Annotated in this window: 13 protein-coding genes and 2 pseudogenes; 9 read left to right on the forward strand and 6 right to left on the reverse strand. The window is 60.1% G+C overall.

Going from position 1 to position 14,698, the window contains the following annotated elements:
• Positions 1-5: 5 nt before the first annotated feature.
• The 3 genes from RHSP_RS12985 to copC all read left to right on the forward strand — a co-directional run bounded on the left by RHSP_RS12985 (position 6) and on the right by copC (position 1,640).
• Positions 6-503 (forward strand): copper chaperone PCu(A)C, encoded by a 498-nt coding sequence (locus RHSP_RS12985; RefSeq protein ID WP_051074076.1) that lies wholly within the window; start codon positions 6-8, stop codon positions 501-503.
• Positions 504-552: 49 nt separating this feature from the next.
• Positions 553-1,146, forward strand: a complete 594-nt coding sequence (locus RHSP_RS12990) for an SCO family protein (RefSeq protein ID WP_037151966.1) — start codon at positions 553-555, stop codon at positions 1,144-1,146.
• A 125-nt stretch (positions 1,147-1,271) separates the two neighbouring features.
• On the forward strand, positions 1,272-1,640 hold the full coding sequence (gene copC, locus RHSP_RS12995; protein ID WP_004117473.1) for a copper homeostasis periplasmic binding protein CopC: 369 nt from the start codon (positions 1,272-1,274) through the stop codon (positions 1,638-1,640).
• A gap of 72 nt (positions 1,641-1,712) precedes the next feature.
• Here copC and RHSP_RS13000 read toward each other — a convergent pair whose 3' ends face one another.
• From RHSP_RS13000 to RHSP_RS13020, 6 genes and pseudogenes are all read right to left on the reverse strand, one after another.
• On the reverse strand, positions 1,713-2,414 hold the full coding sequence (locus tag RHSP_RS13000; RefSeq protein WP_037151649.1) for a polysaccharide deacetylase family protein: 702 nt from the start codon (positions 2,412-2,414) through the stop codon (positions 1,713-1,715).
• A gap of 10 nt (positions 2,415-2,424) precedes the next feature.
• A complete protein-coding gene (locus RHSP_RS13005; protein ID WP_004117476.1) occupies positions 2,425-3,243 on the reverse strand; it encodes a glycosyltransferase family 25 protein in 819 nt (272 codons plus the stop codon).
• A gap of 138 nt (positions 3,244-3,381) precedes the next feature.
• Entirely contained in the window at positions 3,382-3,999 is a 618-nt protein-coding gene (locus RHSP_RS13010) for a hypothetical protein (protein ID WP_004117477.1), read from the reverse strand.
• Between the two features lie 278 nt (positions 4,000-4,277).
• A complete protein-coding gene (locus RHSP_RS13015) occupies positions 4,278-6,245 on the reverse strand; it encodes a peptidoglycan L,D-endopeptidase MepK (RefSeq protein ID WP_037151653.1) in 1,968 nt (655 codons plus the stop codon).
• 175 nt (positions 6,246-6,420) lie between these two features.
• Positions 6,421-6,642: pseudogene (locus RHSP_RS36020) on the reverse strand (helix-turn-helix domain-containing protein); the annotation flags it as partial.
• A 107-nt stretch (positions 6,643-6,749) separates the two neighbouring features.
• Positions 6,750-8,001, reverse strand: a pseudogene (locus RHSP_RS13020) (sigma-54-dependent transcriptional regulator); the annotation flags it as partial.
• 221 nt (positions 8,002-8,222) lie between these two features.
• Between RHSP_RS13020 and RHSP_RS13025 the strand changes: the two are divergent.
• The 6 genes from RHSP_RS13025 to omp10 all read left to right on the forward strand — a co-directional run bounded on the left by RHSP_RS13025 (position 8,223) and on the right by omp10 (position 14,673).
• Positions 8,223-10,070 carry a M3 family oligoendopeptidase gene (locus tag RHSP_RS13025; protein WP_004117486.1) on the forward strand — a complete coding sequence of 616 codons (1,848 nt, stop codon included), beginning with the start codon at positions 8,223-8,225 and terminating at the stop codon, positions 10,068-10,070.
• A gap of 269 nt (positions 10,071-10,339) precedes the next feature.
• Entirely contained in the window at positions 10,340-11,500 is a 1,161-nt protein-coding gene (locus RHSP_RS13030) for an aminodeoxychorismate synthase component I (protein ID WP_004117489.1), read from the forward strand.
• Positions 11,485-12,126 carry an aminotransferase class IV family protein gene (locus RHSP_RS13035; protein WP_004117491.1) on the forward strand — a complete coding sequence of 214 codons (642 nt, stop codon included), beginning with the start codon at positions 11,485-11,487 and terminating at the stop codon, positions 12,124-12,126. Before RHSP_RS13030 ends, RHSP_RS13035 begins: the two co-directional genes overlap by 16 nt.
• Before the next feature lie 4 nt (positions 12,127-12,130).
• Positions 12,131-12,415, forward strand: coding sequence for a YciI family protein (locus RHSP_RS13040; protein ID WP_004117492.1), 285 nt, complete (start codon positions 12,131-12,133; stop codon positions 12,413-12,415).
• A 238-nt stretch (positions 12,416-12,653) separates the two neighbouring features.
• On the forward strand, positions 12,654-14,105 hold the full coding sequence (locus RHSP_RS13045; protein ID WP_037151660.1) for a homospermidine synthase: 1,452 nt from the start codon (positions 12,654-12,656) through the stop codon (positions 14,103-14,105).
• A 181-nt stretch (positions 14,106-14,286) separates the two neighbouring features.
• Positions 14,287-14,673: an outer membrane lipoprotein Omp10 gene (gene omp10 / locus RHSP_RS13050; RefSeq protein WP_004117495.1), complete on the forward strand. Its 387-nt coding sequence runs from the start codon at positions 14,287-14,289 to the stop codon at positions 14,671-14,673.
• Positions 14,674-14,698: the final 25 nt, after the last annotated feature.

Genomic DNA, 14,698 nt, shown 5'->3' on the forward strand with positions numbered 1-14,698 from the left:
CGATCATGAACCGATTTCTCAGCTCTTTTATTGCCGTCAGCCTCTGCACCGCTGTTCCAGGGCTGGCTTTCGCCACCGACGTAACGGTGGGGAAGCTCAAGATTACCGCGCCCTATGCGCGCGCCATGGTGCCAGGCGCCGAAGTCGGCGGCGGCTATCTGACGATCACCAATACCGGCAGGACCGACGATCGGCTGATCGCAGCCAGCTCGTCGAGGGCCCTGAAGGTGGAAGTCCATGAAATGAAAATGGACAACGACGTCATGGTCATGCGTCAGCTCGCCGGCGGCCTGCCGCTCCCCGCCGGCAAGAGTATCCAGCTGAAACCCGGCAGCTACCACCTCATGTTCATGGAGGTCGTCGATCCGTTCAAACAAGGAGAGACGATCAGAGCAAGATTGACCTTCGAAAAGGCCGGCTCGATCGATGTCGATTTCCCTGTGGGTTCGGCCGTCGCCAGCACGGCTGATAATGGAGGCAAACATGCCAACGCAGCTGAATGAACGGCGCAGCGGCAGCCGCGTCTCCCCTCGCGCCAAACAGGAGAAGCCGATGTTCACCAGGGAATGGTCGATCCCCGCGATCCTGACGATCTTCCTGCTCAGCGTCTGCGGCCTGATCGCCTATTTCACCTGGAGCCTCATCCCACAGGCAACGGCGGCCGAAAACCATGTCGGCGGACCATTCAACCTGATCGACGACCACGGCCAGCCCATTACGGAGCAGGCGCTCAAGGGCCATCCGTCGCTGATCTACTTCGGCTACACCCATTGCCCCGACGTGTGCCCGACGACGCTGTTCGAGATGGCCGGCTGGTTCAAGACGCTTGGCCCCGAAGCGGGCAGGCTGAAGGCCTATTTCTTTTCCGTGGATCCCGAACGCGACACGCCTGATGTCATGCACAAATACACCGGCAATTTCACCGATCGCATCACCGGCATTACCGGCGACCCGGCGGAAATGCAAAAGGCCGTCAAAGGCTGGCGCATCTATACCAAGAAGGTGCCTTCACCCGGTGGCGACTACACGATGGATCACACCGCCTCTGTTCTTCTGATCGATGCAGGCGGCAATCTGCGTGGCCTGATCGCCTATGGCGAAGACGAGGGCATCGCGCTGCAAAAGATCCGCAATCTTCTGAAGTGACCGGTCTCCGGTCACCCGCATCTGTCCCTTCGGCCGCAATCCGAACGGATGTCATCGGCGACATCGGCTCGCCAGCAAACCCGCCACAGGCCTCCTGGGGCGCTCAACCCGAAAGGAAAAACGACATGCCCCGGATGAAGAAGCTGCTGCTTGCCACACTCACCGTCAGCCTGGCACTTGCGGGCCAATCCTTTGCGCATGCTCATCTCAAGACTTCCGCACCTGCCGCCGATAGCGCCGTCAAGCAAGCCCCGTTGGAACTCGACCTAACCTTCACCGAAAGCCTCAATCTGAAATTCAGCGGCGTAACCGTTACCGGCCCCGACAAGAAAGTCGTGAAAACCGGCGCTTCCATGCTCATGGATGGCGACAGGATGCTGATGGTGCCTGTGAGCGACAAGCTCGCCCCAGGCAAATATACGGTCGAATGGCACGTGCTCTCGACGGATGGTCATAAGACCAACGGCAGTTACAGCTTCACCGTCGCACCCTGATCGGACAGGTCAGCGGCGGCCGACGGCCGCTCCGGCACTATGCGCCGGATAGAACCGACCGGAGGCAGCCGCCTATCCGGACACGCATTTCCTGACGAAATGCAGCCACGTGTCGTTGCGACGGACGGTCGCCCTCGGTAGGCCGAACGGATCGTCCTGCGGCCGCGCCCTGCCGCGCTGCGTCGTCGTCGCCGCGCTGTAACCGGCCTCATAGGTCAGCTTTCGATCCACTTGCGTTTCATCGCCATAGGGAAAACAGAAAGACGAGACCTCGACACCAAGCAAATCCTCGAGCACGCCGCGGGAATCGGAGATCTGACGGCGCGCCTCCGTCTGCGACAGTTGCGGCAGGTGCACATGGTCGAGGGTATGCGAACCCACCTCGTGCCCAAGACTGCTCCAGTGCCGCAAATGCTCGGCCGACATGCAAGCTGCCGGCGCGACTCCAAGCGGCAGGTCCCAGACGTTGCTCCCGCCGATCTGATTCGCGACCACGAAGTTCGTCGCGGTAAAGCCGAACTCCTGCAGCACGGGCAGCGCATTCTCATAGACGTTGAGATAGCTGTCGTCGAAGGTGATGGCCGCCACTTTTCCGGCCTTCGCTCCCGTGACGAAGGGCATCGCCTCACGCAGCGACAGCCCCTGGATTCCCAGCCTTTTCAGCCACTTCATCTGGCTGCGGAAGGCGTCCGGATGGACGACCATGCTTCTGAATGGTGCCTTGCCGGAAGGCGGTACGGCAATCTGATGATATGCGAGGATGGGAACGGCCAAGTTGAACGTCTCAGATGGTGTTGCGCGAGCGCAGTGCAATTCTTGCACGATATAGCGGCCGCAACACCTCTCTGGAAAGCTTTTCCATCAAAGTTCTGCGACTCTTGATGGTGCTGCCGCCGAGCTGCGAGGAGATTTCGTGCACGCCGCCGGGCAGGACGGAAAGCGGTGAAACCTTTGTGAGCCAGCGCATCTGCACGGTCGTATCGACCGGACGATCAAAGACTTCTGTTGCTTCCAGCAGACGGATGGCGGCATCGCGGCTGACAAGCTGGGCCACCATGCCGAGACCGACGCGCGTCGGCTGGATGACGTCGGTCTTGTCCTGCGTCCATACGCACTTGCCATCTTCCTTGCCCATGCGGAAGGGGAAGCGAATAAAGGCACCGGGCACAAGGCAGGCCTTGGCGGCGGCAAAGGCGGCAGGAAACAAATCGTCGATCTCGACATCGTCTTCGAATATGAGACCAGCATCGATCCCCTGTTCGACAATGGTCGCCCATGCCTTGCGATGCGACAGGAAGCAGGCGATCTCGCCGGTGCTCATTTCGAACGGATAGGACGGCGCATGAAGCCGGCGGCGATACACCCGATCTATCTCGGCCTTGGTCAGGGAACGCCCGTCGACCGCCTCGACGATTTCGCTGGGAACCGGAAGGCTCGCCATTAGTCTTTCGACCTGCGGCAAGCGATCGCGGGCGCGGTCCAGATGGACGACGAAACCACGGATGACGGGCTGGACGGGCTCCGACGCATGATCGAATCCGATCCCCGTATGTGATCTTTCAAGCGGCATCGCCGAAGACAGGTTGGATCCGCGATTCTGCATCAAATAGTGTCCCGATGTTATTAAGGCAGGCTCTAGCAATCGTGAATGAAGGCGGGCTTAGGTAAAAATGAGCCAAAACTGAAAATTGCGATGTCCAGCCATACTACACACAGCAAAAGGCGGACCTATTGACGACGGTCAGGCAAGTATACTGATTCGACCACTCGCCATTTTGTCTTCGACCCAACGGCGTTCGTCCAGTAGAGAATGGCGCTTCCACCCGTCCCAACTGAAACCGCACAATTTCACCTCCCATTCGCAGGCGGAAAGTATCGAAAGCACGTATCGAATGCCGAAGAAGCCGACGCTTGGAGTGGCTGGACGCTTCTGGCATTCGGCAACCCCGAGCTCCGCGCAGCCATCGATATAGAACTGCGGCGGCATGATCCGGATCTCCTTGCCCGTGGCGCCGGCGAGTTTGATCATCCGCATCATCCAATCGCCCTTCCGGCGGCCCTTCAGGCGCTGGAGGACGCGAGACCTGCGGCTATGCCTGCCGAAAATACCGGGGTGATAGGCTAGCACGATCTTCTTGGCGGCCTTGAAGGTGGCGCTGGTCAGGAATGCCGGATCGATCAACCGGCGCGGCATGCGTTTGCTCGAGGCTGCGAGCATAAGGACATCCGTGCGTGAGCCGCTCAAGCCGATAGATGCCTTGGGCTCCTCGAAGCGCATCGCGAATTCCGCATTGTCCACGATCTCGGATAGATCGCGATGCAGTTTTCCGTTGCCGACGATGACTGCCGTTTTACGCATAAATTGAAAACACTCACCTTTCCATCAGGACGTGCAACAGCAGATATGAATCGAAATTGCGTCAATAATAATACCAAATAGATGAAATCGTACGACAGCCCGAAAGATCGAGAGCTATCGGCGGCAGGCAGCCGCCGGAGTGGCCTCCATGGAGAGAAGCCATGCGGGCCGGCGACCGTGCCTCCCTATCGACGCTGCTGAAGCTGAAATCTTGTCTCGAAATGCAAAAGGAGCCCAAATGGGCTCCCCGCAAGCTGGATCATCTGGGATGCGCTCGGCTATTCGACCGAGTTGAACTTCTTCACCTGGAGGAAATTCACGGCCGAGCCGCTGAAGCGTTCCGGGTCGATCGAGGCCGTCTGCATCTTGAAGCCGTCGGTATAAACGGCCGTCGGCTGGGCACGAAGTGCCGGACTTACGAAACGCGGCGCCTTGACCGGACGGTTGACGATCTCGACGCGGGCCTTTGCGATTGCCCACTGGGAAATCATCTTTTCGGTCAGCTTCGGCGCCGTCGTTATCGTGGCATGACCGGCATCGGCGTCAACGGCATCCTGCTTGCTCGGCCGACCACCCTTGGCCGCGATGCCGGCAGCAATCGGGCGCTCCTGCGGCCTTGTCGCATCGAAGCTGTCATTGAAACGGCGGTTGCTTGCCTTGACCTCATTGCGGATCGGCGCCAGTGCAGCCACCTGCATCGGCATCTGCTGCGCCGGTCTCTGCTGCGGCAGAACCGATGCAATCGCCTGCGCAGCATCGTTACCACCAACGGCACCATTGCTGGGCGGCGCAATCTGGTCCTTCGACGCAACATCGTTAAGCGGCGGGTTTACGGGAACTTCAGCACTGGCAACCGATCGATCGGGCCGGCTCTGCTCGAGCGCCGCAACGATCGCGGGCGAAAGCGTATTCGCGTCGGCCTGGTCGTCGAGGGCTTCCTGATCGGCATTGGCAGAGGCCAAAAGATTCTCCGCAATTTCAGGACGCTGTGCCGGCAGAGGCACGGCCGCCAGCTGGCCCCTCATATCAGCCTCGGCCGACGCCACTTCGGCATCGCCAGGCGCACGACGCTCAAGCAGGGACGGCACGGGTACACGATAGGAGCGAAGATCGGCATATTGCGGCTGTTCGCCCGCATCCGGCATGGCTGCAGCAAGCGCGGCCTGCGCATCGTTGCGCGGCGGCGATACGAGAGCGGAAGCAACTTCGCTGCCAGCAGGCTGATTGCCGAAGGCCGGGCGAACCTGCGGAACAGGCGCGTTTATGCTGGCAACCTGAACCTGGGGCTGGGTTTGAGCCTGGACGGGTGCGCTGTCGTCGCCATCATCGCTTGCCGCGGCCGGAGCCGGTTGACTCTTCTGGCTAGCCGAAGCGACAGCCACCGGTGCTGCCGCCGTTCCGCTTTCCGCATTGTCCTCTTCTTCGTCGGCACCGCCGCCAATGCCAAACAGGCGGGCGAAGAAGCCGCGCCGAGGCGAGGAAGAGCTGGCGATCTGGATATTATCAGACGACATGCGGCGTTTGTAATCCGCAACAGCCTCCTGATAGCCCGGCAACGGGCGGCCGTCGGCGGGAATATGCATCGTCTTGCCGTTCGGGAACAGGCGGACGAGTTCCTGGCGATCCATGCGCGGCCAGGCGCGCACGCCACCGACGTCCATGTGCACGAACGGCGAACCGGAGGTCGGATAGTAGCCGACGCCGCCCACCTGCAGCTTCATGCCGATCTCGCGCAGCTTGGAAAGCTTGACGTCCGGAAGATAGAAATCCATCGCATTGCCGAGCATGTGCTGGCTTTTCTTGGCAACGCCGGTATGGGAAGAGCGCGTGCGCAGCATCTCGTTGGTGCCCGGCGACCGGAAGCCGCAGATCACGTAGATGAATTCGTGCGAACCGCTTTCGCGGTAGGCTTCCCAGATGAGGTCGAACAGACGCGGGTTCATCTTGGTCGGCTGGTTCTTGCGCCAGTCGCGCAGGATACGGTTCAGCTTTTCCAGACCGTCCGGATCGAACTTGCCATTGCGCTTGTAAGTGATGACGGCCTTTTCGCCGGTATGGACGTAATAGATCTTCAGGCTGCGGGTTTCACCGCCGGCCTGAGAGGGCGTGCCGACGAATACGGGGGTAGAAACAGCCAAAGCAAGGAGGCCAACGGCTGCAACCTTGGCCACCTTGCGAAATAAGTCCGAGCACGCAGAAAACCCGCTCAAGCTTTTAGGCTTGGTATTTCCACTCAAATTCGGCAATTCGATCCCCGTCCGACAGACAATGTCGCATCGTGTTCCAAATGGCTGTCAATTGCGGTGACACGATGGCAAAAATGCCACACATAGTCGCCCTCTTCATACATGGTGAACGATGCACTAACAAGTGCTTTACGACGGGTAACAAAATATGCTTGCTTAAACGTTAAGCTCTCCTTCATGCGGCGCTTTTTTGCGGGTCATCCGGGTCTATCCCGTAGTCCTTCAACTTGCGATAGAGAGTCGAACGCCCGATCCCGAGTTTTCTTGCGACCTGGCTCATCTGCCCGCGATAGAATTTGAGGGCGAATCGGATCAACTCTTCCTCGACATCCGCCAGTTTTCTTACATCTCCTGATGTATTCGTACTGACGATGACATTGTCCGAACCGGTCGACAAACCATCGCCGACAGGAAGCGGAGAGGTTGCAGTCGCATCGGAGGAGACGACGCGCATGCCGCGTTCCATTCGCTCTCCGGCTGCAGCTTCCGAAGCGTGAGTCTGCGAATTATCCACAACTAAGGTCGGATGCTCGTTGGCGAAATAGCCCGGCAGCTGTGCCGCAATCTGCGGAAAATCGGTATCCAGCAGTTCCGATCCTTCGGACAGGACGACCGCCCGGAAGACCGCATTTTCGAGCTGACGGATATTGCCCGGCCAGTCATAGGCCGTCAGCAAAGCAAGTGCGCTGTTGCTGATCGCAAGCGGATGGTCGAGCTTCTGCTCGATTGCAAAACGATCGGCGAAGGCACGCGCCAGATGCGGAATATCTTCCTTGCGGCGGCGCAGCGCCGGCATGGTGATCGGGAAGACATTGAGCCGATAGTAGAGATCCTCGCGGAACCGACCGGCCTTCACCTCTTCGATGAGATCCTTGTTGGTCGCCGAAATCAGCCGGACGTTGACCTTCTGCGCGACGCGCGCGCCGACAGTCTCGATTTCGCCCTGCTGCACGGCGCGCAGCAGCTTGACCTGGACTTCCAGCGGCAGATCGCCGATTTCGTCGAGGAACAGCGTACCGCCGTCCGCTTCCATGAACTTGCCGACATGCCGCTCGGCCGCGCCGGTGAAGGCGCCCTTCTCATGCCCGAACAGGATGCTTTCGACCAGATTATGCGGGATGGCACCGCAGTTGACGGTGACGAACGGCTTGCCGGCGCGGTCGCTGGCGGCCTGGATGGCACGCGCGACGAGCTCCTTGCCGACGCCGGATTCGCCTTCGAGCACAACGGGGATATTCGATTGCGCCGCCCGATGCGCAAGATCGATCACGCGCATCATCGCCGGGCTTGCCGAGACGATGTCATCGAAGGTGATGGCGCTGGAACGCGACTTGCGCCCGGCGCGGGCCTTTGCTTCACGCTGGTCGAGCTTCAAAGCATTGGCGATCGACGCCGCAATGCGCTCCGGCGACACTGGCTTGACGACGAAATCGAAGGCGCCGGCCCGCATGGCCTGCACGACCGTGTCTATGCCGCCTTGCCCCGTCTGCACGATGACGGGCAGGTCGATCCCCATATCGTTCAATGCGCCCAGAAACTCGATACCGTTCATTTCCGGCATCATCAGATCGAGCACGATGACGTTGATCTGATCGCTGCTGCGCTTCAGAACCTCAAGGCCGAAACGGCCATTCTCCGCCAGATGGGCAACGTGTCCGTGCCGCTCGATGGCATTTTTCAGCAGACGACGTTGAATCGGATCATCCTCGACAACGAGAATCTGCGCGCCACCCTTGGCGCTGTTATAAACGGTCATTGGTGCCTCACTTCATGCGAAACCTGACAGGAACATTCGCAGAAAGGCTTGAACATGAAGTTTTGCCAAATCATCGCATTTTAATCATTATGACGAATGTAACAGCGCCTGTGATTCAACCCGCCGGTGTAGGAAAATCAGGCCTTGCAGCAGGCTTTCCGGCCGAATAGACACGATCGGACCGGACGTTTCAAAATAATAAAGCAGAGGAAATATCGCCCATGAGCCCGACCTCGCTCCGTCAATCCCTTAATTTCTCCACAGGCCAGGCCGCCGCGAGCAGCGCTCTTGGAGATCTGCCCGCCTGGAAGCTCGGCGACCTCTATCCCTCCTCTACCTCCCCGGCCTTCGTCGGCGACATGGAGAGAGCCGGCACGATGTCGATCGCCTTCGAGGAAAAGTGGAAGGGAAAGCTCACCGATGCGGCGGGCAAGACCGGCGACGCCGGCATCGGCGCCGCCATCCGGGAATATGAGGCGCTGGACGATATTATGGGCCGTCTCGGCTCGTTTGCCGGGCTTACCTATTTTTCCGACACGGTCGATCCGGCCAACGGCAAGCTCTACGGCGACGTTCAGGCAAAGCTGACGGATTACGCCGCTCACCTGCTGTTCTTCCCGCTCGAGCTGAACCGCATCGATGATGCTGTCATGGATGCCTGCATGGCGAACGACCCCGCCGCCGGCCACTATCGCCCCTGGATCGTCGATCTGCGCAAGGACAAGCCGCATCAGCTCGACGACAGACTGGAGCAGCTGTTCCTTGAAAAATCCATGACGAGCGCCGCTGCGTTCAATCGCTTGTTCGACGAGACGATGGCGGAACTGCGCTTCGAGATCGACGGCGAGAAGCATGCGCTGGAAGTCGCCTTGAACATGCTGCAGGAGCAGGATCCGGAAATGCGCCGCAAGGCGGCCATGGCGCTTGCCGAAACCTTCAAGGCCAACCTGCGCACCTTCACGCTCATCACCAACACGCTCGCAAAGGACAAGGAAATCTCCGACCGCTGGCGCGGCTTCGAAGACATCGCCGACAGCAGGCATCTGGCCAACCGCGTCGAGCGCGAAGTGGTGGACGCATTGGCCGCCGCCGTTCGCGACGCCTACCCCCGCCTTTCGCATCGCTATTACAAGATGAAGGCCAAGTGGCTCGGCATGGACCAGATGAACTTCTGGGACCGCAACGCGCCGCTGCCGGAAACGCCCAATGCGCTGATCCCCTGGAGCGAGGCGAAGGATACGGTGCTATCTGCCTATGGCAATTTCGCCCCCGAGATGGCCGATATCGCCAAGCGCTTCTTCGACGAGGAATGGATCGACGCGCCGGTGCGCCCCGGCAAGGCACCGGGTGCCTTCGCGCATCCGACCGTCCCCTCGGCGCATCCTTACGTGCTGGTCAACTATATGGGCAAGCCGCGCGATGTGATGACGCTGGCACACGAGCTCGGCCACGGCGTGCATCAGGTGCTGGCCGGCGGCCAGGGCGCGCTGATGTGCCAGACGCCGCTGACTCTGGCCGAAACGGCTTCCGTCTTCGGCGAGATGCTGACCTTCCGCGCCCTGCTCGACAAGACCACCGACAAGCGCGAGCGCAAGGCGATGCTCGCCCAGAAGGTCGAGGACATGATCAATACGGTCGTGCGCCAGATCGCCTTCTACGAATTCGAGCGCAAGCTGCATACCGCCCGCAAGAATGGCGAGCTGACATCGGACGACGTCGGCAAGCTGTGGCTCTCCGTGCAGGAGGAAAGCCTGGGACCGGCCATCAAGATATCCGAGGGCTACGAGACCTATTGGGCCTATATCCCCCATTTCATCCACTCGCCCTTCTACGTCTACGCCTATGCCTTCGGCGATTGCCTGGTGAACTCGCTCTATGCCGTCTACCGCAATGCCGAGAAGGGCTTCCAGGAGAAGTATTTCGAGCTCCTGAAGGCCGGCGGCACCAAGCATCACTCCGAACTCCTGAAACCCTTCGGCCTCGACGCGACCGATCCGTCGTTCTGGAGCAAGGGCCTGTCGATGATCGAAGGGCTGATCGACGAGCTGGAAGCGTTAGATAAGGACTGAGCTGAAGACAAGCAGGACAGGCACGTCCGCCATTGCCGCAACTTCCGTGCCTGGCCCCTCACCCTAGCCCTCTCCCCGCTTGCGGGGAGAGGGGACTGGCTCAGCATCCACCGCACCGTTCTTTGCAAACGACGGTGTAGCGGCTGCGGTAACTCCCTCTCCCCGCATTGGCGGGGAGAGGGTTGGGGTGAGGGGCCAGACACGGAAGTTGCTTCAATGACGGACGTGCCTGACAAACGACATAACAACGACCCGATAGACACCCGCGCATGGCCGATGCCATACCCTACGTCCTCTTCAGGGACGACAGCACAGGACAGGTGATGATCTTCGCCGAACCGGCAGAGATCATCACGGCTCACACGCGCGCGCAATTCTTCGATGCGCTCGATCGAATGGAAGAAGCCAAGCGGCAGGGAAAATGGCTTGCCGGCTATATGGCCTACGAAGCCGGCCATCTCTTCGAAGAAAAACTCGCATCGTTCGCCGAAGAGAACAGGGAAATACCGCTCGTCTGCTTCGGCGCCTTCGATGCCCCCGCCACCGATGGCCATCCGCTCGGCCAGCCGGCGCAACGCCTCGAAAACCGGGAATTCCTGACGGAGCCGAAGGCGGCCTGGAATTTTGAAGCGTATCAGGAGCGCTTCGACAGGCTGCACCAGCATCTGCGCCTGGGCGACTGTTATCAGGCGAACCTCACCATGCCGATCCACGCCCGCTGGAGCGGCGATCCCCGCGCTGGCTTCTGGTCGCTGATTGACCGGCAACCGGTGAAATACGGTACGCTCGTCGATCTCGGCGGCCCGATCATCCTGTCGCGCTCGCCGGAGCTTTTCTTCCGCACCGACGAAGACGGCTGGATCGAGACGCATCCGATGAAGGGCACGGCCAAGCGCGGTAGAGATGCCGCCGAGGACGATGAGATCATCGCCGCCATGCTCGCCGACGAAAAGACGCAGGCCGAAAACCGCATGATCGTCGACCTGCTGCGCAACGATATCTCGCGCATCACGCAAGTCGGCACGCTCGATGTGCCCAAGCTCTTCGAAATCGAGAGCTATCCGACCCTGCACCAGATGGTCAGCCATGTGCAGGCCAGGTTGCTGCCGGGCATATCTATCCGCGATATCCTTGCCGCGCTCTTCCCCTGCGGCTCGATCACCGGCGCGCCGAAAATGCGGGCGATGGAAATCCTGCATGAGCTCGAAGACGGGCCGCGCGACGCCTATTGCGGCGCGATCGGCATGATCTCGCCCACGGGCGCCATGCGTTTTTCGGTGGCGATCCGCACGATCACGCTTTTCGAAGACGGCCGCGCGGTGTTCAATGTCGGCGGAGGCATCGTCTTCGATTCGACGGCGGAAGCGGAATATGAGGAATGCCTCCTCAAGGCGCGCTTCGCCGTGGGGGACCGATGGATCGACCGGTAGAGGATTTTTCCCTGATCGAGACGCTGCGCTACGAGCCGAAAACCGGCTTTGTCCGTCTGCGCCTGCATCTCGCCCGGCTGCAGCGCTCCGCCCGCCGCCTTGGCTTCCAGGCGCCGCAAAACGTGCTTGGAAAATTGGAGCATGCCGTCGCCGGTGCTAACGCGCCCCTGCGAGTTCGGCTGACGCTGGATCGTGAAGGGCAAACGAAGGTGATGACGGCCCCCTTTACCCCGCTGCCGCCCGATACCGTCTGGCGCGTCCGCATCGCAGCCACCCGGCTCTCTTCCGCCGACAAGCTGCTGCGCGTCAAGACGACCCGCCGTGCTGTCTATGAGGCGGCACGCGCCGAATATCGTCCCGATGAGGCAGACGAGGTGCTGCTGCTGAACGAGAAGGACGAGGTTTGCGAGGGAACGATCACGTCCGTTTTCCTCGAGGATGGCCCGGGCGCGCTCCGCACTCCGCCCATTTCTTCCGGCCTGCTTGCCGGCGTCTTGCGCACCGAACTCATCTGCCAGCGCAAGGCGCGTGTCGGACGCATCCGGCTCGACGAGCTGAAAGATCGCACTCTTTATATCGGCAACTCCCTGCGCGGCCTGATCCGCGCACAACTTATATGGAATTGATTGCATGTTCATTCTGTCGCTCACCTACCTCAAGGGCAATGACGAAGCCGACAAGCACATGGAGCCGCACATGGCCTGGGTGAAGGAGGGATATGCCAAGGGCTGGTTCCTCGCCTCCGGCCGCAAGGTGCCGCGCACCGGCGGCGTCATCTTCGCCCGCGGCGAGCGCGCGGAACTGGAAGCCTATGTCGCTGCCGATCCCTTTGCCATCCATGGCGTCGCCGCCTACGAGGTTCAGGAAATCGCCCTCACGACCGTCATCGACGGGTTGGAAACCTTGAAAGCCTGATTGACGGGAGGCGCCTCAAACCCTATTCCGCTTTGGTCAGCGAAAACCAACCTAGTAGGCAACAAACTCGTCGCATATGGCGTGTATGTTGGCCGCACTTGACTTTGCCCGGCTAACCCTGAACAGCTCTTTATTGTGACATCAAATTATGATTAGAGCCGCTCACCCCGCGTTTTCGCGCAAACTCTGATTGAATTTCGTGAACCGAACGGCGTCCCGCCTTTCGAAGGAGAAAAGAATGACGAAACACAACTATCCGGTATATGCCGAAATTACCGGTCCGATCGTAATGATCGGCTTTGGCTCTATCGGTCGCGGCACCCTGCCCCTGATCGAGCGCCATTTTAAATTCGACAAGAGCCGGATGGTCGTGATCGACCCGCAGATGGACGCCGAACACCTGGCGATCCTGGAAAAGCATGGTGTCCGTCATATCCAGGAGTATGTCACCAAGGACAATTACAAGGATCTCTTGAAGCCGCTCCTGACGGAAGGCGGCGGTCAGGGCTTCTGCGTCAACCTCTCGGTCGATACCGGTTCGCTCGACCTGGTCAAGCTGTGCCGCAAGCTCGACGTGCTCTACATCGACACCGTTGTCGAACCCTGGCTCGGCTTCTATTTCGACAAAAACCTGAACAATGCCGACCGTACCAACTATGCACTGCGCGAAACCATGCGCAAGGAAAAGGAAAAGAACCCTGGCGGCACGACGGCGGTTTCGACCTGCGGCGCCAATCCGGGCATGGTCTCCTGGTTCGTCAAGCAGGCGCTCGTCAATCTCGCCAAGGATATCGGCCTGAAGTTCGAAGAACCGGATCAGCATGACCGCGAAGGCTGGGCCAAGCTGATGAAAAAGGTCGGCGTCAAGGGCGTCCACATCGCCGAGCGCGACACGCAGCGCACCAAGCATCCGAAGCCGCTCAACGTCTTCTGGAACACCTGGTCGGTCGAAGGCTTCATCTCCGAAGGTCTGCAGCCGGCCGAACTCGGCTGGGGCACCCATGAAAATTGGATGCCGAAGAACGCCAAGAAGCACAAGAAGGGCAACAAGGCGGCTATCTACCTGGAACAGCCGGGCGCCAACACCCGCGTTCGCACCTGGTGCCCGACGCCTGGTCCGCAGTATGGCTTCTTGGTCACGCACAACGAATCGATCTCGATCGCCGACTATTTCACCGTCCGTGACAAGGACGGCGAAGTCACCTTCCGCCCGACCTGCCACTATGCCTATCATCCGGCCAACGACGCCGTGCTCTCGCTGCACGAAATGTTCGGCAATGGCGGCACTCCGCAGCCGGTTCACCACGTTCTCGACGAAGACGAACTGGAAGACGGCATCGACGAACTCGGCGTGCTGCTCTATGGCCACGACAAGAACGCCTACTGGTACGGCTCGCGCCTGTCGCTCGAAGAGACCCGCCGCATCGCTCCCTACCAGAACGCCACCGGCCTGCAGGTGACGTCTGCCGTTCTTGCCGGCATGGTCTGGGCGCTTGAAAACCCGACCGCCGGCATCGTCGAAGCCGACGAGATCGACTACAAGCGCTGCCTCGAAGTGCAGCTGCCCTATCTCGGCCCGGTTGAAGGTCATTACACCGACTGGACCCCGCTCGACGGCCGCCCGGGCCTGTTCCCGGAAGACATCGACACGAAGGATCCCTGGCAGTTCAAGAACATCCTCGTTCGCTAAGAGGAATAGCATTCGCGAAACGCGATGATCGAATGCCCGCACAGGTCGTGCGGGCATTTTTGTTACGCAAGCGGGATAAATCAAGCAGTTGCCTTCTGAAGCCTTGCTTTAACCCAATAGCCGCGCCATCTTTCTCGCAACCGATACGACGCCACTCCGCCCTTCATCGCGGGAGACCTTTATGAAGCTCAGAACTACCCTTTCTCTCGTTGCTGCCGCAGCAGCCCTGTCCGCCTGCGTCGATTTCGGCGGATCGAGACCCCCGCCGATGACGATGAACTCAGGTGCACAGCCGCGCGCAAACTCGGTGGAAGGCAGCTGGGCCGATTCAAACGGCCTGAATTCGACGTTCAATGCCGGTCGGTTCGAGACGCACACGACCGACGGCACCAACCAGCAGATGGCTTCGGGAACCTACACGACCGACCCCTCCGGCGTGATCCAGATCAATCTCTATTCGAACATCAAGCGCACCAGTTCCAAGGTGAATTGCTTCATGGCAAACCCCAGTCAGCTGAACTGCACGTCCGAGACGGGCGGACACTTCTCTCTCAATCGCCAGGGCTGAACGGCCAGCGCGGACGGATAGGGCG

It is taken from the genome of Rhizobium freirei PRF 81 (genome assembly GCF_000359745.1).
Lineage (GTDB): Bacteria > Pseudomonadota > Alphaproteobacteria > Rhizobiales > Rhizobiaceae > Rhizobium > Rhizobium freirei.